Source organism: Amycolatopsis rubida, from assembly GCF_900115345.1.
GTDB lineage: Bacteria > Actinomycetota > Actinomycetes > Mycobacteriales > Pseudonocardiaceae > Amycolatopsis > Amycolatopsis rubida.
This window is the reverse complement of sequence record NZ_FOWC01000010.1, coordinates 77336-93878: the sequence shown is the minus strand read 5'-3', so window position 1 is coordinate 93878 and position 16543 is coordinate 77336. Positions and strand designations below refer to the sequence as shown.

At 73.3% G+C, this 16543-nt stretch carries 17 protein-coding genes; 11 read left to right on the top strand and 6 right to left on the bottom strand.

Annotated features, from left to right (window positions below):
- Window positions 1–426 precede the first annotated feature (426 nt).
- Window positions 427–894 carry an NUDIX domain-containing protein gene (locus tag BM362_RS47795; RefSeq protein WP_167545526.1) on the top strand — a complete coding sequence of 156 codons (468 nt, stop codon included), beginning with the start codon at window positions 427–429 and terminating at the stop codon, window positions 892–894.
- Between the two features lie 317 nt (window positions 895–1211).
- On the opposite strand, the gene BM362_RS31875 is transcribed toward BM362_RS47795, so the two are convergent.
- Both BM362_RS31875 and BM362_RS31870 read right to left on the bottom strand, forming a co-directional pair.
- On the bottom strand, window positions 1212–1826 hold the full coding sequence (locus tag BM362_RS31875) for a hypothetical protein (protein WP_093575667.1): 615 nt from the start codon (window positions 1824–1826) through the stop codon (window positions 1212–1214).
- 193 nt (window positions 1827–2019) lie between these two features.
- Window positions 2020–2790 carry a TauD/TfdA family dioxygenase gene (locus BM362_RS31870; protein WP_093575666.1) on the bottom strand — a complete coding sequence of 257 codons (771 nt, stop codon included), beginning with the start codon at window positions 2788–2790 and terminating at the stop codon, window positions 2020–2022.
- A gap of 169 nt (window positions 2791–2959) precedes the next feature.
- Here BM362_RS31870 and BM362_RS31865 point away from each other — a divergent pair, with 169 nt between their 5' ends.
- A complete protein-coding gene (locus BM362_RS31865; protein WP_093575665.1) occupies window positions 2960–3376 on the top strand; it encodes an NUDIX hydrolase in 417 nt (138 codons plus the stop codon).
- A 7-nt stretch (window positions 3377–3383) separates the two neighbouring features.
- Complete coding sequence (locus tag BM362_RS31860) at window positions 3384–4637, top strand: helix-turn-helix domain-containing protein (RefSeq protein ID WP_208865401.1); 1254 nt, start codon at window positions 3384–3386, stop codon at window positions 4635–4637.
- A 256-nt stretch (window positions 4638–4893) separates the two neighbouring features.
- Here the strand turns inward: BM362_RS31860 and BM362_RS31855 are convergent, their stop codons facing one another.
- Together BM362_RS31855 and BM362_RS31850 are read right to left on the bottom strand one after the other, a co-directional pair.
- A complete protein-coding gene (locus BM362_RS31855) occupies window positions 4894–6495 on the bottom strand; it encodes a DNA polymerase Y family protein (RefSeq protein WP_093575810.1) in 1602 nt (533 codons plus the stop codon).
- A 54-nt stretch (window positions 6496–6549) separates the two neighbouring features.
- Window positions 6550–7263 (bottom strand): hypothetical protein, encoded by a 714-nt coding sequence (locus BM362_RS31850; RefSeq protein ID WP_244287354.1) that lies wholly within the window; start codon window positions 7261–7263, stop codon window positions 6550–6552.
- A gap of 369 nt (window positions 7264–7632) precedes the next feature.
- Between BM362_RS31850 and BM362_RS31845 the strand changes: the two genes are divergently transcribed.
- Together BM362_RS31845 and BM362_RS31840 are read left to right on the top strand one after the other, a co-directional pair.
- Entirely contained in the window at window positions 7633–8025 is a 393-nt protein-coding gene (locus tag BM362_RS31845) for a hypothetical protein (protein WP_093575664.1), read from the top strand.
- Entirely contained in the window at window positions 8022–8378 is a 357-nt protein-coding gene (locus tag BM362_RS31840; protein ID WP_093575663.1) for a hypothetical protein, read from the top strand. Before BM362_RS31845 ends, BM362_RS31840 begins: the two co-directional genes overlap by 4 nt.
- Window positions 8379–8460: 82 nt before the next feature.
- Here the strand turns inward: BM362_RS31840 and BM362_RS31835 are convergent, their stop codons facing one another.
- Window positions 8461–9021, bottom strand: coding sequence for a hypothetical protein (locus BM362_RS31835; RefSeq protein ID WP_143132541.1), 561 nt, complete (start codon window positions 9019–9021; stop codon window positions 8461–8463).
- A gap of 251 nt (window positions 9022–9272) precedes the next feature.
- Here BM362_RS31835 and BM362_RS31830 point away from each other — a divergent pair, with 251 nt between their 5' ends.
- The 6 genes from BM362_RS31830 (at window position 9273) to BM362_RS31805 (ending at window position 15107) form a co-directional block, all read left to right on the top strand.
- Window positions 9273–9977, top strand: coding sequence for a hypothetical protein (locus BM362_RS31830; RefSeq protein WP_093575661.1), 705 nt, complete (start codon window positions 9273–9275; stop codon window positions 9975–9977).
- A gap of 235 nt (window positions 9978–10212) precedes the next feature.
- On the top strand, window positions 10213–11385 hold the full coding sequence (locus BM362_RS31825) for a hypothetical protein (protein ID WP_093575660.1): 1173 nt from the start codon (window positions 10213–10215) through the stop codon (window positions 11383–11385).
- 494 nt (window positions 11386–11879) lie between these two features.
- Window positions 11880–12401: a hypothetical protein gene (locus tag BM362_RS31820; protein ID WP_093575659.1), complete on the top strand. Its 522-nt coding sequence runs from the start codon at window positions 11880–11882 to the stop codon at window positions 12399–12401.
- Window positions 12402–12405: 4 nt separating this feature from the next.
- Window positions 12406–13233, top strand: a complete 828-nt coding sequence (locus tag BM362_RS31815; protein WP_093575658.1) for a DUF6551 family protein — start codon at window positions 12406–12408, stop codon at window positions 13231–13233.
- 304 nt (window positions 13234–13537) lie between these two features.
- Window positions 13538–14566 carry a hypothetical protein gene (locus tag BM362_RS31810; RefSeq protein WP_093575657.1) on the top strand — a complete coding sequence of 343 codons (1029 nt, stop codon included), beginning with the start codon at window positions 13538–13540 and terminating at the stop codon, window positions 14564–14566.
- Window positions 14567–14678: 112 nt separating this feature from the next.
- Window positions 14679–15107 carry a hypothetical protein gene (locus BM362_RS31805; protein ID WP_093575656.1) on the top strand — a complete coding sequence of 143 codons (429 nt, stop codon included), beginning with the start codon at window positions 14679–14681 and terminating at the stop codon, window positions 15105–15107.
- A gap of 245 nt (window positions 15108–15352) precedes the next feature.
- Here the strand turns inward: BM362_RS31805 and BM362_RS31800 are convergent, their stop codons facing one another.
- Window positions 15353–16462, bottom strand: a complete 1110-nt coding sequence (locus BM362_RS31800; protein WP_143132540.1) for a hypothetical protein — start codon at window positions 16460–16462, stop codon at window positions 15353–15355.
- Between the last annotated feature and the right edge of the window lie 81 nt (window positions 16463–16543).

Here is a 16543-nt window from a genome sequence, read left to right as displayed (position 1 = left end):
CCCGGGAGCTCGCGGGCACACGGCTTCGGCCCCGAACATCGAGAAGATCTCCCGTCCTTTCCGGCACGCGCCGAACGCCCGCGGCTCTGCTTCGGGCAGGGCGCGCGGCATCCCGCGCCGCACCGGGCCAGCCCCGGGAGGTTCAGCGTTGCGCCCACCCGCCCGGAGCCTTCCGGGACGAACACCTTCCCGGCGGCCACGGCGGCTCGGCGTGTCATCGAGGGCGAGGGCATCCGGGCCCGCAGCACCGGCGCGACGTACGTGCTCCGATTCGCGGACGTCCGGAAAAGACCAGTTCAGGCATGGTTTCCCTCTGTCGCCCGTTTCAGAAGAAACGGGAAACATCTAGGCGCGACGCCGCCCGGCGGCGACGCTTGGAGTCAGCCCGGATTCACCGGTAACCGTTGCAGAACAAGGAGATTCGTCATGAATGACACCACTGTGGACAGTTCGCTCGTCGAGCAGCCGACGGGCGATCCCGTTGACCACGCGGCGAATCTGGTCGTGGTGACTCGCGACCGGCGGGTGCTTCTGGCGGTGCGCGACCGTGCGCCGTTCGTCGGGCTCTGGGGCCTGCCGGGCGGGACGTGCGACATGGGCGAGGCCACCGACCGCGTCGCGGTCGGCCGGTGCCGGGAGAAAACCGGCGTCGACATGACCGGGACGCCGCTCGTGCCCGTGTCGTCACGCGACGAGGGCCGCGACGCGTCCCGCCGCTTCTGCACCGTGTCCTACGCGGTGCTGGTGGACGCGCCTCTGCCGGTGGAGGTCGGCGACGCCGTCCGGGAGGTCGCGTTCGTGCCGGTCGCCGAGGCACTGGCCCGGCCGATGCCGTGGGACCACGCGGCCATCCTCCGCGAGGCGTTCCGGGCGCTGGGCCTGACTGTCGAGTGACCGCCGCGCGCCGCGATCCGAAATCCGGCCAGGCGAGGCGTGTCGAATCAATACCCCGGGGCCCTCGCGCCGCGCTCCAGCACCGCCGTCGGCAGTGCGCAGTCGCGGCGGCGTCGTGCTCCAGCTTCCGGGGTCCGGTGAGGAAGCGCTGCGGACTCCTCGGGACGGATCGGTGCACGGCCGGGCGCGGGGCCAGGGGGGTTGGGTTTCCTGGCTCTTTCCACACTCGCGCGAACAGCATGAATGCGGGCTGCCCAGGCGGAACCGCAACCGGAACGGCGCGGTAGTCGCGGGCGGTGAGCTCTTTCAGCGCGTCTTCACTCGTCCACACGGGTTTCTCCCTCGAGCGCGGCCACGTAAAAACCGGCCGACAGATTGGGCGCCTGCCAGGCAATGCGATGCAGCTTCAGAGCGGGAAGTCCGACGAGGCCCGCGCTGAACAGCAGAGTTGCCGCCAAGAAAATCCGCGAATAGTCGCCGAGCAGCGCGACAACCGAAGCCGCGAAGAACAGGACGCCGAGTACGAAGAGCGTTCCGAACGCGTCGCCCACCGGTAGGCGACCCGAAACGGCCCGCTCCCCAGCGGCGAGTTCGCGCCACACGGCCACCCGGACCCGTTCAGGAATCCTCGACGCCGTGCGAGCGTAGAACTCGCCGGTCACGGCAGTCTTTCGGCGAGCGGCCGCGGCGCTGGAACGCGGCGGATGCGAGGGGCCGAAGGGCCCGCTCCCCGCATCCGCCGCGAATTCGAGGCGGATGCCGGCGACGCCGTCCGGCTTCCGTCCGTTGCGCGGCGTTTCCGGCTGCTGCGCACCCGCGCAGTGCGCACGGCCTGGGCGGACGCGGCGCAAGTACGGAACCAGGACAGCGACCGCCGCCGCACCGGCGACAGCGGCGGCCGCCATGAGCACGGCGACCTCGCCGGTGCTCATGAACCGACCCCGACGAGGTCGGGCGGCGGCCGCCGCGACGTGCCGCGGCCGCCGTGGACCACCCCGTGCGCGCAGCGGGCGGCCGCCGAAGACCGTTCGCGGACAACGGCACGGACGCACGAGATTCGGCAGGCACGACGAGTCGACGGCGGATTCCCCGCCTGCCTCGCGGGCACATGCCCGGACGACGCGGTCACCGCAGCGTCCCGGCGGGAGCGAAACCGGCGGGGATGCGCCATTCGGGGCGGGGTTCGACCAGCACCCGGTACATCAAGCGCAGCCCGGAGAACCCGTGGCGGCCGTGCAGCCACCGGCGGTTGTTCACCGCGTATCCGGCCCCGGCCGCGAGGTTGAACGTGATCGTGTGCCGGTCGATGGCGGCGCGCAAAACGCGCTCCCATTCAGAGGTCTTCGGGGAGAATCTGGCCTGGTCGTCCAGCCGCAGCCGCACGCCGACAATCCCGCCGGGCTGCGGTTCGAAGAGGTTGCCGACGATCCCGGCGCCTCCGCCGAAAAACATGCCGCTGGGTCCGCTCAGGTCGGCCAGCGCCTCGGGCGCGGTGGTCGCGAGATCGGCGTGCACGGCCTGGCCGTCGACGAGAACGCAGGCCCCGCCGCTCGCGGCGGGGACCGCGCAGGCCATCACGACCAGCTGCGGCGGGCGGGGCTTGTCGGAGCAGTCGGTGTGCGGGGCGAGGGCCTGGTTGGTGAACCCGGTGCGGCCCGCACCGGGTTGCTCCTCTCGGTCTGTGAGGACGGTGAGGCCGGTCGGGCCGCTGTCGCGGTGCGGCGCGACGGCGCCCAGCCGGTCCGCGAGCTCCAGCAGCGCCCGGGGACCGCGCACGCCGTCGAACAGCGCGACGCCGCCGCGCGCCAGCACCCCGGCCAGCTCGTCGACGCCGCCCGCGGCGGCGACGTCGACGCGGCACGCGGAAAGCGGGTCGTCCGTGGGCGCGGCAAGCATCGCGGAACCTCCTGAGCCGTCGTCGGGGCGAATCGGTGCATTCAGCAGACCCGACGCGACCGGCCGTCGTCCACTTACAATCTGTCAACCCCGCGTGCCTGGCAGAATCCTGTTGCGCTGCTACGGTGCAGCCACGCCCCGCATCCGTTCACGGTGGGAGACCCGTCCGATGGCCGAACCTGTGTACCCGGTGTCGATCAAGGGCGTGCTCGTCCGGGACGGGCGGGTGCTGCTGCTGCGCAACGAACGCGCCGAGTGGGAGCTGCCCGGCGGCCGGATCGAGCCCGGAGAGACCCCCGAGGAGTGCGTGGCCCGGGAGATCGCGGAGGAGACCGGCCTGCGGGCCGACGTCGCGGAGATCCTGGACTCGTGGGTCTACCGCATCGAGGTCGCGGACAAGACCGTGTTCATCGTGACCTACGGCTGCACCAGCGCCGCGGCCGAGGCCCCGGTGCTCTCCGGCGAGCACAACCGGCTCGCCGAGTTCGCCGAAGACGAGGTGGCCGGCCTGACGATGCCCGAGGGCTACAAACGGTCGATCGCCGCGTGGTTCGACCGCCTCCGCACCCTCCAGGCGACCGGGTAGCACGCCCGTGGCCGATCGGTGCGAACGCTGCGGAACCGCCCTGGGCCGCTACGTCCCGCCCGGGGCGTGCCCGGCCTGCCGCGCCGGCGGCACGGTGCCGGCCGCGCCCGGGCCGAGGCTGGCGCCCGCGGTGTGGCTGTGGTCCGACCCGGCTGCGGCCGCCGCTCTGTCGAGCCGGGACCTCGCGGTCATCCTGCGCGCCTACCGCGCCGCGAACGGCCTGTCCCAAGAAGCGCTCGCCGCGCTGCTGGGTTACAGCAAGTCCTACGTGGCGCTCATCGAAAGCCGCCGCCGCACCCCCGCCGACGTCTCCGGGCGCCGCCACATCGCCCGCGCCCTCGGCCTCCCCTTCCATTTGCTCGGCGTCACCGACCCCGACGACGCCGACTTCGCCGCGCTCGTTCACTTCGGGGACAGCGTCATCCGGCTCGCCGAGATCGCCCGCCAGTCAGGCCGGGCCGTGGAGGCGGTCAACGAGCTCTGGCCGGTGGCCGCCCGGCTGGAGGCCCGCGCCGCCGAGGGCCGACTCGAACGCGACACCCTGCTGCTGCTCGCCTCGGCGCGATTGGCGCTCGGGGTGTCCCTGGGCACCGTGCTGCCCGAGGAACGGCTGACCGGCGCCGCGGTCTGGACCGGCAAGGCTCTCCTCCTCGCCCGCCGGCTCGACGATTCCCCGTTCCTGGCGCACGCGTTGAGGATGCACGGCAACGAACTGCGCAAAGCAGGGCGGCTCCCGGCCGCCGTGGCGCGCCTCGAACACGCCGCCGCCGTCTCCTCCGACCCGGCCGGGCGCGGCTCCGCGCTCGCGCTGCTGGCCCGCACCTCCGGCGACGCCGGGATGGCCGACACGTTCGGCGCCGCCGTCGACGGCTGCCGGCGAGCACTCGATTCCGGGGCCGAGCACGGGATGCTGCTCAACCCGTACAGCCTGCGCGAGATCCACGCCCGCGGCCTGCTCGCCCTCGGCCGTCCGGTCGACGCGCTCCGCGCCTTGCACACCGGCAGTGCCGGAGAGCCGGCCGCGCCGCAATGGCGGGTCATCGAAGCGGTCACCACCGGCGAGGTCCTCGCCGCCACCGGCGATCGCGACGGCTCCGCCGAAGCGCTCCGCGCGGCCATCGCCACCGCCGAGCAGCGGCGGCTGCCCCACCAGTTGCAGCGGGCGATCCGTGCCGCCCGCCGGGGCGGCCTGGCATCCGTCGCCGACGACGGCTTCGCCGCGCTGCGGCGACTGCGCGGCCTGCTCGCCCCCGCCGCCTGAACCGGCGCCGCCTCCGCCGACACCCGGTTGTTCGTGCCGGATGTCAGGGGACCTGTTCCCCTGCGCCAACCGGAGGCGAGTGCCCGTTCCTGAACCCGGAAGTCCTGTGGTGCAACGGGTCCGCGGGCTGCAACAGCCGCCGGCGAACGACCGCACCGGGCAGGCCCGGCGGACGCCGTACGCGGCGAAACGGGCGGTCGGCGGGACGGTCGACGTCCCGGATCGACCTCGACCTCCGCCTGGTCCTGCGGACCCGTCAGTCGTAGATCCCTTCCACCGTCCACGACACGCCGTCGCGGCCGATGTTTCCCGTCAGGAGGACCGCGTCGCCGTCGTCGTCGGCGCGCTGCCGGGCGAGGACCGCCTGGATCCGGACGACGCGCCGGGAGCCGCCGGGGCCGATCCGCGTGACGACGGCAGGCCACGGTCCGGCCCAGCTCAGCACCTGGCGCGGTGGGCCGGTGCCGACGACGACGGCGTCCGGGTGCTCGGTGAGCCGGTGGCGCGCGGTCCAGGCCACGGCGGCGCCGCTGGGGCCCAGGACCTGCGCGGGCCAGGGCTCGGGCGGCACGGTCGCGGGCGAGGGCGCGGGCAGCCGTCCCGGCCACGGCGCGTCGCCGTCCCCGTCGTCGTCGGGGAGATCGCCCCAGGGAACCAGCCGGACCTGCTCGGCCGGACCGCGGCCGCCGCCCAGCACCGCGGTGAACACCGCGTCCGGGCCGAGCAGGCCCTGCACGCGGCCGACCGCGCGCGCGGCGCGGTCGTCGGCGTCCGGCACCGCGCCCGCGGCGGGCAGGCTCAGCTGCAGCGCGCCCCCGGACACGGTCTCGGCCGGCTCGAGCGTCAGCCGGACGATGCCGGAGGAGGGCCGGTGCTCCTCGCGTCTTCGGAGCCAGCCCTCGCACTGCCACCTCACCCGGTCCGTGATCCCCGAAGCGCTGAGGGGCTCGGCCGCGCGCCAGGTGCGGCTGTGCTCCTCGCCGCTCTCGGTCACGGCGTGGATGGCGAGCTGGGTGACGGCCAGGCCGCCGTCGGCCAGGCGCACGTGCAGCCGGCTGCCGAGCGTCCGCGCTGCGAACGCGACGGAATCGATCCGGTCCAGCGGGTCGTCCTCGAACGTCTGCCGGACCGTCAGGTCCTTGGGCGGGGTCCGCCGCGACGGCGGGCGTTCCGACAGGCCGCGCGCGAGCCGGTGCGCGACCACGACGTCCCGGTCGAACCGGCCGACCACGTCGCGTTCGGCCAGCGCGGCGAAATCGCCCAGCGTGTGCAGACCGAGCCGGTGCAGCCGGCCGACCAGGTCGGAGCGGTCCGCTCCGGGCTGGCTCAGCTCCGTCAGCGGCACGGGCGCGAGGAACTCGCGGGCGCCGCCGGGCTCGACGATGCGGCCGAGTTTCGCGGCGAGGCCCGCGGCGAACACCCCTTCGCAGATCCCGACCTGGGACTCGACCCCGGCGAGCGCGGCGACCTGGTCGACGAGCTGCTCGGCCAGCGCCGCTTCCGAGCCCGCGTGCCGGGCGGGGCCCGCGACCGGGAGCGCGATCAGCCCGGGCCGGACGATTTCCAGGCCCGCGGCCACGGTCTCGACCGCGGCCGCGACCGGCTCGAACATGCGCCCGTCGCGATCCGGGTCGTGCGCGAACATCGTCAGTTCCGGGCAGATCGACTGGGCTTCGCGCTTGCGCATCCCGCGCCGCACGCCCGCGGCCCGGGCGGCAGCCGAGCAGGCGACGACCCGGCTGCCGTGGACCACCGCCGCCGCGGCGGCGACCGGAAGCCCCGCGGCCGCGATCGCGGCCACCACCGGCCAGTCCGGGCACCACAAAGCCAGAAGGCGCGGCGAGGGTGGACTATTCATCAGATGCAACACCGGTTTCGCTGCGGCGCGTACCGGGTCCAGCGGCCGCAGGGTTCACGGCGCGACCACCGTCATGGCCGGGCGGGCGGTTTCCGCCGGTGACGGCGCCGCGGCCGCGACCGTCCCGTCCGGGCCGGGAAGGCGGACGGCCACCGCCGCCTCGGCCGCGCGGCGGCCGTCCCGGCGGACCACCGCGTCGCGGTGCACCAGCCGTCCGTGCCCGTCGGTCGCGGCGCCGTGCCACCGGCCCGGTTCGCAGCGCAGGGCGACGTCCGCGCCAGGCCAGGGACCGGCCGCGATCAGGACCGCGCCCCGGTTGCGGGCGCGGCGGGAGAACCGCGCCGCGGCGGCAGCGGACACGGTGCGGCACAACGGCCCCCCGAGCACGACGATGTCGAGCCCGTCGAGCAGCGCGCCCGCTACGGCGGCCGCGTCGGCGCCCGGTCGCGGCACCAGCACCAGCCGCCGCAGCGCCACCCCCAGCTCCGCCGCCGCCGCGATCCCCGCCGACGGCATCCCGACGAGCGCCGCCCACGCCCCGTTTGTCGTGGGTGCGGCCAGCAAGCTCAGCAGCAGCGACGTCGACCCGGCCACGGACACCGTCGTGCCGCGCCGGAGTCCGCCCAGTGCGGCGAGCGGCCCGGCGACGGGCAGCTCGCTCCCGTCGGCCGCCCCCGACGCGCGCTCCCCCGCCAGCGCGCTCGCGGTGCGGACGCCGGGAATCGACGCCAGACGGGCCAGCGCGTCCGCCGCGGCTGCTGCCACCACGCCTCGCCTCCCGCTGTTCCTCGACGTGCCGTTGCGCGATCTGTCGGGCGGGGAAGGCCCGGCAGATCCCTCGTGCGCCGTCCGGGCGCGGATCCCGCAGCCGGACGGCTCCGCCACTGCCGTTTCCGGCCCGGCGCACGACAGGAATGTAAAACATCACCAGCGGCTTGTCGAACACCTGTTCGATATGTCATCGGCGAGGGCGCGGATCCTTAAGTGTATAACGACCTATACGGCGGCGCGGGAATCGCCGCGAGCGTCGTCCTCATCGCAAGCCGAAACGGACCGGCCACGGGCCGGGCTCATCGAAAAAAGCGGGCCGGCTGATCTTCGGTTTGCCATGCTGAGAGGGACGCACAAGGAGGAGTCATGGAGCACGCGAGCCAGCCGCGCCGGCCGGACTGGGATCCGCCGGAGTCGAGCCTGTCGGAGATCCGGGCCTGGTGGGGGAGCGTCTTCTGCGGTGCCGTGCCCCGGCTCGGCCGCGCCGCACCCAGGACCGCCGGACCCCGGCGGTCCGGGGCGTTGGCCGTGACCGATCCTGACGCGGCCCGCGCCGGCATCGAAACCGCCGACGCCGCCCACCGCCTGCTCTGGGCGGTCGCCGCCACCGCACCCGGCGCCCGCGACGTCGCCGCTGTCGCCCGGCGGTTGCGCAGCGAGATCGAGGCGGCCGGAGCGCAGAACCCTGACGCCCTGCGCGCGGGCGCCGACCGCGTCGCCGCCGCGGGCAGCGGCTCTCTCCAGGTGCGTGCCTCGTGACCGACCGCCGGCTCACTCCCGCTGAGGCGGCCGTCTTCCGAGAAGCGGCGAACCTGTTCCGCTGGTGCGTCCGGGAGGAGGAGACCGAAGACGAATGGGCTGTCGCGACCCACCCCGACCAGCAGGCCGAGCACAGCCGCTACGGCTCCATGGCGACCAACGGCCGCGGCATCAACATGGCGCCGGCGTTCTTCGACGGCGTGCTCTCCGCCGCCGCTTTGCTCGAGTTCTACGCCGACGGCAACCCCATGCCCCTCCCCCGCGACCATGTCACCGCCGCCGAGGCGTACCGGGCCCTGCAGAACATCACCGGCGACGACCCCGCCGCATGGCGACCGGTCGACCTCCGCTAGCACGACCGGCCCGGCCGTGTCCGAAGTGGACCCCGCCGAGCTGAGGCGGCTCGGCTTCTACGCCGACGGCACACGTCGTGTCCTACGCGGTCAGCCTGATCCGGTGCCCCTGCGATTCCAGCAGCGCCGCCGACTGCTGGAACAGGTCGTGGGAGCCGTTCTCGTAGGGGCGGAAGCTGAACTCGAGCAGCGCGCTGATCGCGGGTTCGAGGTTCGTCGCCGGTTGTGCGGCACCCGTGGAGGTCCATTGCGGCGCGATCGAGGCGAGTCCGGCGTCGGTCAGCCCGATCTGCTGCTCCCGGTAGGCGAACGGGTAGAGCGTGCTCTCGTCTGCGGTTGCCCGGACGATGTTGAGCCCCGCGCTCTCGTGCCGGGCCGGGAGTTCGCACGCCACGGCGATGTCCTGGGTTTCCCAGGCGACGACGACCTCGTCCGCGCCAGCGGCCGCGGCGAAGCCCGACATCTCCACGATGCCGGTGCGGGCGTCCTCGCCCCGGCGGACGGGACGCAGCTGGATGTAGCCGAGCAGCCTGCCGCCGACGAACGCGTGTAGTTGCGGCTTGAGCACGAATCCCTGTCGCATCGTCTCGACGTGCCCGGCCTTGATGCCGCTCACGACGGCCCGCCACATGCGCTTTTCCACCAGTACTCCCCCCGGGGTTGCCTCTCCCCGAGTCTAGGACGCGGGCACGTGTCCGTGCGCGGATCTGCGCGGCCGCCGTGCCGCCCGTCGCGAGGATCGCGGGCGGCGTTCGACCCGGGCGGCGTTGCCCCGCCGAGATCGCCGGCCTCGTCTGCGCTTGCCGGTCGCGGCCCGCGGCCGGGGCTATGGTGGGTGTGCGGTTCCGTGACGGAGCGGACTGCGCCGGATTCCTCGAAACGCGTGGGGGGCCAATGCTGGACGACAGCCGCCGTGACGACGTGATGTGGCTGGTGGCCACCTACGACGTTCTGGCCGGGCAGCCGGAATCGGCCGAGCGGGACGAGGACCTGGCGCAGGTGCAGCGGTGGCTGTGCCGGGTGACGGGCATGAACAGCCTCAGCGCCGCGGCGGACGCCGCGCGGCGCCTCACCCGGCACCAGGTGTCGTTCATCGCCCCGGTCCAGCTGCCTCCGCCGCCGGGCTGTCGGCTCCCGGTCGTTCCTGCGCAGCGCGGGGAGAGCCCGCCGAGGCAGTCCCGCTCTCCCGGACGGCACCGGCGCGCTCCGGAGCCGCGCGAGGACGACCATCCGACGATCTCGGGGCGGCGACGGCAGCCCGAGCCGTCGGGGGTCGTGCCGCGGCTGGACGACGAGACCGCGTCCCGGGCCGAGGAGCTGCTCGCCGAGTTCGACTCCTGGCACCGCAGCCGCCGGAAGCTCACCGCGGGCCAGCAGCGCCGGGTCGACACGCTGCGCGACACCGTCCTGGACCTGACCGGGTTCGCCACGATCGACACCGCCCGCGCCGCGGTCCGGGGCTACCTCAAACGCCGCGACGGCGCCCGCCATTTCGTTCCCACCAAGGGCTACGCCCAGGACGACGGCGGCCCGCCGCGCCCGCTGCCCCCGGTCACGATCGTCCGCGGCGGCGCACCCGGCTCCGGAGGGCGCCGCTGAGCCATTTCCGCGCCGGCGGGACCTGACCAACCGATGTCCGCAGACGTCGGCAGCGGCGCTTTCCCGGTGCGGCGGGCGAAAGCGGTGAACGGGTCCTGCCCGCGCCGCGCTCTTCCGTCCGTTGAGGACGACAAGCCCGAGGCTCGTCGGCACGGCGAGTTCGCGCTCAGCACGAACTCCCGCCTCACCTCGCCTCGGCTCCGACATCGGTCGGCATGAAGGATCAGGAGCGAAGATGGTCTGGGAATGGGTTGCCCCGGTGGGGACGGTCCTCGGCGCGAGCATCACCGCCGGCTTCGGCGGCTGGCTCGGCGGACGGCAGTCACGCAAGAGCCAGGAGCGCCAGCACGAGTTCGAACGCAAGAAGGTCCTCGCCGAGCGCGGCCAGGACAAAGTGCGCCGACGCGATTTCCTGAAGGCCGGAGGCATGGTCGTGGGGGCCGCGGTCGCCGGGAGCGCGGCGTCGCCTGCCGCGGCGGCCGCGCCTGCCCGCCTCCCGGATCCCGCGGCGGTCCTGGCCGCACGCCTGGCCGACGTGCTGGTCGCCTCCGCGCCCGGCCCCGCGACACCACCTGCCCGCTTGGCCCGCGGCATCGCCGCGGCCCGGGCGGCATTCGACCGTTGCGACTACCTGGCGCTCGCCGACGCCCTCCCGCGCCTGGTCCGCGGGGCCGCAGCCCTCGGCGACCCCGCGACCCTGGCGCGGGTCTACATCCTCGCCACCCGCGCGCTGGTGAAGCTCCGGCCCGGCGGCCTGGAATGGCTCGGCGCCGAGCGGGCGGTGCGCAACGCCCGCTCCGCCGACCACATGCTGCTGCTGGCCGAAGCCGAGCGGATGATGTCGAGCGTGTTCCGGCGAGCCGGAGACCACGAGCGCGCGAAAGACCTCGTCCTCGGCGCCGCCGACCGGCTCGCGCTCGGCGGAGCCGATCCGCGGCACCTGAGGCTGCACGCCCGCCTGCTGTGCACCGGCGGGTACTCCGCCGCCCGCGCCGGCGACGGCGCCCGCGCCCGCGACCTCCTCGCCGACGCCGCCGTCACCACCGCCAGGCTGACCGGAGCCGACGCGACCTTCGCCCGCGCGGACCTGCTCAGCCACCGCGTCTCGGTCGAGCACCTGCTGGACGAACCCGGCGCCGCGCTGCACCACGCCCGCACCGCCGGGCAGATCGCGTTCCCCAGCGTCGAACGGGAGGGCCGCCTGCTGGTCGACCTCTCCGCCGCGCACCTGAAGCTCGGCCGCCACGGCGCCGCCTACAACGCCCTGCTCGAAGCGGAGCGCCGGGCGCCCGGCGAAGTCCGCACCCGCGCCGCCGCCCGCACCATCGTCACCGACCTGCTCGCCCAGAACCGAGCCACCCTGCCCGACATCCACGACCTCGCCGCCCGCGTCCACGCGCCGGTCTGAACGGCCGAGAACCTGCGACAGCCGGCGGCGGACGCGTCGAGGTAGCGTCGCCGCACATGACCGACCAGCCATGGCCGCCGCCCGCCGAGTACCACGCCGTGCGTCCCGACGAAGCGCCGCTCGCCGTGGACGGGGCACGTGCACACCTCCGGCAGTCCCGCCGTGGTCGACCACGCCGGATGCCACGCCATGCCGGTTTCGTCGTCGCGCACGAGCTTCACGGTTCCGGCCGCTTCGGGCAGCCAGTCCGCACGCCAGAGGTGATCCGGGGGTATGAACACGTACTTCGTGCGCTCGGTGGCGTGGTGCCTGCCGTCGCGCGTCAGCGTGCAGACCTCGGCACGGCGGACGGGCTCGCCGGTCGCGGCGAATCGCACGACCGGCCGGCCCGCCGTGTCGCCGTTCCGCGGGTCCTCTCCGCCGGTGACTGTGTCCGCAACTGCGCTCGCCAGCGTGTCCGCTAGGCTCGCTGTCCTGCCGAGACCTAACGGGGGTTGGAGGACGGTCTGCACGCATTCACAGCATCCGCCAGCGAAATTTACAACGAATACCTGGCGATCATGCAGGCCAAGGCGGCTCGACGCCGCGGCGGAACATCCGTCGGCGAATTGTTGAAGAAGCGGTTCGGGATCGAACCGTGGGAATGGACCCGCCTCAAGGTCGTGTACGAGGCCGCACAAGCAGGCGACGAGGACGCGGCGGAATTCGTCAGGGAAATCGACGCCAAGCAGACCACGGTGTCGGCAGCCTACGGCCAGCTCCACCGCAATCTCCAAGCCGAGACCGATCGGCAGAACCTGCCGAAGACGGTCCGGCTGCGCGCCGTGTACGACGTCGCTCTGCGCAGCAATGGATTCGCAGAGACCACGGCCAGGGCAGTGCGACTGGATGTCCCGGTCAACACGTCCGGAATGGAGCCCGACGACGTGGCCGACTGCATCGTCCAGTTGCGCGCTGCGGGCAGAAACATGAAGGAATTGGCCGATCGGCTTTCCCGCTCGCAAGGAGGCACGTAGTTCGATGGCAGTCCGTCGCAAGCGCATCCCGGCCGACCAGCTCACGGTCGACAACCGGGTCCAACGGCACCAGCTCAACGAGAGCACCCTGGCCGAGATCCGCGAGAACTACAACCGCGGAGCGCTGCAGACGCTCCAGGTCTCCGAACGCCCCGACGGCACGCTGGCGATCCTGGACGGATGGCACCGCTGGAAGGTCGTGACGGAGAAAGAGGCGGAAGACTATCCGCTCGACTGCCAAGTTCACACCGGCCTCAGCCTCGCCCAGGAAGCGGCGCTGTTCCGGCAGCTCAACAAGCAAAAGCCCGCCAACAAGATCGACCTGTTCTACGTCCGCGTCACCCAGCAGGACCCCGTCGCGCTGGCCGTCATGACCATCGCGAACGAGAACGGGTGGACGATCGGAACGGCCAAAGGTGAGATCGCCGCCGTCGACGCGCTGGAGACGATCCTCAAACACGGAGCGGGAGCCGAACCCGAGTACGGCCCCGCGCTTCTCCACAACACCATCTACCTCGTCACGAAAGCATGGGGCCACGACGAACCGAAGACCGTGGACAAGAACATCCTCAGCGCGGTCGGCCAGTTCTTCGCGGATCTCGACAAGTACGAAGCCAAGAACAACGTCGATCTCCAGTTCGACGTGGACCGGCTGGCGAAAAACCTGGCGTCGTACACGAAAAACGGCCCCGGCGGATGGCTGGCGGGATGCCGCGGTATCGCCGACGGCACGTCCAAGACCCTCCGGAAAGTCCTCATGGGCGAGCTTTTCGACATGTACAACAAAGGCAAAGGCGGACGCAAGCTGCCCAAAATTCTCCGGCCCCTGTAACCCGCTGGCTCTCGGGACTCTGCTCGCGGACAGGCGCTACCGGCCGGTCGGCCTGTCCCCGGCCGTTCCCGTCGACGAGGGTGCCGGCCTGGAGGAGAGCAGGAAAGACCGCCAGCGCCCCGTACTCGGGGAGGCCGCCGGCTCGCTTCACCCGTCCCGCATGGCGTCGCGCCGAGTACCGCCTCGCCGCACTCGGCGGGCTCTCCCCCGTCGCGGACGCCGTCGGCCCGGCTGGCTCGTCGCCTGATGCCCTGGTCCCGCCGACCACGTAAAGCTTCACTTTGTGCATGATAAGATTCGGAATATGGAGAATGTTGCGGGGTGGATCGCGGGGCTCGGCCGCGGGGGCGACGCGGGCGCCGGGCGGCTTCTGCACGAATTGATCTGCGGAGGCGTGCCGCAGTCGCTGGCGGGGCTGGCCCGCGCGACCGGGCAGTCAGAGGCGAAAGTCCTGCGCGAGGCGAACCGGCTGCAGGACTCCGGGATTCTGACCGAGACCCGGGTCGGCCGGTCCCGCATGGTGGCCGCCAACGCCGCGCACCCGCTCTACGGCCCGATCGCCGAGGCGCTGTACCTCGCTCTGGGAACCATCCCGCCGGAGGGCGGCGACTCCCGGCCGGAAGTGCGTGTGCCGCCGAAGGAACCGTCGTCAAACGTGGGAGAGGACGTGTTCGACGGTCCCGGACTGGCGACCGCGCGCGCACGGGCCCGGCTCGTGAGCCGGCGCGCGCTGCCCGCCCTCCGCGACCTCCGCTGCGCGGTCGAGAGCGCGTACAAGCAGTGGCACAGTGAGCGGGACAGGGAAACGTTCCACCGGATCGGAGACCTCGGAACCCTGGTGGCTGCGGCCGAGCACCGCCTGGTCAGCTCTGCCCATCACGCGCAGCACGTCAAGGGAGCGCGCCGGGTCGGGCGAAACGCCTGGGCGGCCGCCACCCGTGAGGTCCGCGCCGAGGCCGATCGGATCGAGGACCTCGTGACAGGCTGGGCCGTGCCGAGCGCGGACGCCCGCAGGGAGATCGACCGCAAACAACACGAGCTGAGCGACACCCAGGCAGCCCTCGCACGCCTCGCCGCCGACGGGCACCCGCCGCCCCCGGATCTCGCCGAACCGCTGCAACGGCGCATCCTCGAGGCCCGCGCCGCCGTCCTGCGCATCGAGGAAACCGCGCGCCCGCTCAGCCGCTTGGGCACCCAGCCGCACGAGATCGGCAGCGCCGGCGAGCGGCTGCTCGCCGAACAGTTAGCCGCCATCGCCGCAGACCTGCGCGCCCAGGCCGACGACATGGACGCCGAGGCCGGACTGACCGAGAGGCATCCGGGACAGGCGTAACTGCCGGGACGGCCTCGAACCGAGGTTCGATCACGTACGGCGGTCCATCGTCGACGTCAAAGCAGCACCGCATCGCCTACGGTTCTGACACCGACTGCCGAGAGGAGCGTTCATGGCGCGGGACAAGCGCGTGCTCGATCGAATGGAGGCCACGGGGGAATGTCGGAGTGTGGCCGTCGCCGCGATCCGCGCCCAGGACGCCAGCCGCCGCAGCGCCAGGGTCGAGGTGGTGATGCACAGTGCAGAGGGCTGGCCGGACGACCTGCTCGCGGCGCTGGAAAAGGAAAAAGGTTCGATAGGGTTCAATCTCGTCGGCCACTCGGGTGTGGTCTCCGGCGACATCGAGTCGGCCGAAATCTGGGACGACGAGAACGGCGAGCGCATCGAGATGGTGCTGTCGACCTACCCTGACAAGCTCGCGCACCTGCCGGCACACCGGCCCCTCGAAGTGGTGCTGTCGAAAGCCTCGCTGACCCGCCTGGAACGGCGAATCAGGCTGAAGAACAAGGCGAAGAACAACAAGCGAACGTCAGGCTCCTGAATTCGCGCCAGCCGACCGGTCGGGCCGTCTCCCGTCGGTACGACGCCGGTCCTCCTTCCAGACGAGAACACGCGGTCGACCGCGTCGAATTCGCGGTCGACCCCGGAACCGAACACCGGTTCGTGAACGCGTCGGCGCTCGGGATGCCTCTCCTCCGCCTGCCGTCTCGTTCGGGGCTTCGTGGGCCCGAACGTCCAGCTCGGCCCGGTCAGACGATGCCGGGTCCGCAGCACGGCGGGCAGGACTCACGACGTGCGTGCGCGAGGCGTCCGTTCGGCCGGCGGCTGGGCGCCCTCGGCGGCGATCGCGCGGCGGGCCAGCCGCAGGAACTCCTCGCGAGCGCCGCGGTCGGCCAGGCCGGCGCCGCCGAGCAGCGTGTCGGCGAAGGCCGCCGCGTCCCAGTTCGAGGCGACGCCGTGTCGTGCGAGGTACAGCCCGACCGACCGGATGCCGTGCCGGTCCTGCGTGTCCAGCCACGTACAGGCCAGCAGTTCCCACAGCCAGCGGGCCAGGGCGGCGTCGTCGAGCCGGACGGCGGCTTTCGCCTCGATCAGGGCGCCGTCGACGAGGAGGTCCGCCTCCGCCCAGTGCGGGACGATCACCGGCCGGGCGGTCCCGAAAGGTCCAGGCTCGCGCGCGGGTCCGCCGGGCATGCCGCCGCGCCAGTCCCGCAGCGCCGTGCCGGTGTGCAGCAGCCGTGCCAGGCCGACCAGGTCGGCGATCGCGGCGTCGGGGACGCAGCGGCGGAGGTCTTCCGGGGCGCGGCCCGGGCCCTCCAGCGCCGCGGCGACGTCGGCGGGGAACCGGTCGCGCGAGCCGGTCTCCCACACCGCGAACACCCAGCAGGAGCGGGCGATCCCGGCCTCGGCGCCGGGGACGCCCAGCGTCCCGGCCGGGGCGTGCTCCCGCAGATACTGCCCGGTGCGGCGCACGAACTCCTCCAGCACCGGCTCGTGCGTCGCGGCGGGGACGGGATCTGACCGGGCGGCGTCGAGCCAGCCCCGGCTGCCCGCGCGAAACGGGGACCACTGGTTGTCGGCGGTGCCTGCGGACGCAGGGAACGCCCGCTGCGTCCGGACGGCCCATTCGCGGCCGGCCAGCCCGGCGCGGACCGCGCCCAGCAGGGCCGCAGCAGGGGCGCTGCCCTCGACGAGGAATCCGAGCCGGTGCCGGAACGCGGCGGCCACCGTCCCCCAGTGCTCCTCCGGGACCCGCCCGCCGGGCACGTGCGGAGCGGGATTCCCGGCCGCGGCGAGCCCGCGGCGGACGTCGCGGATCAGGACGGCGGTCCCCGGCAGGTTGGCGTCGCACCAGCGGCCGAGATCGCCGCGGTGCAGCTGCGTGGTCAGGGACACGACCAGCATTCTCCCCCCAGCCGCGCACCGCCCGCGGCGGCCTCCGCTGCGAGCGGACGGCGCGCGGCGGACCCGGCCGCG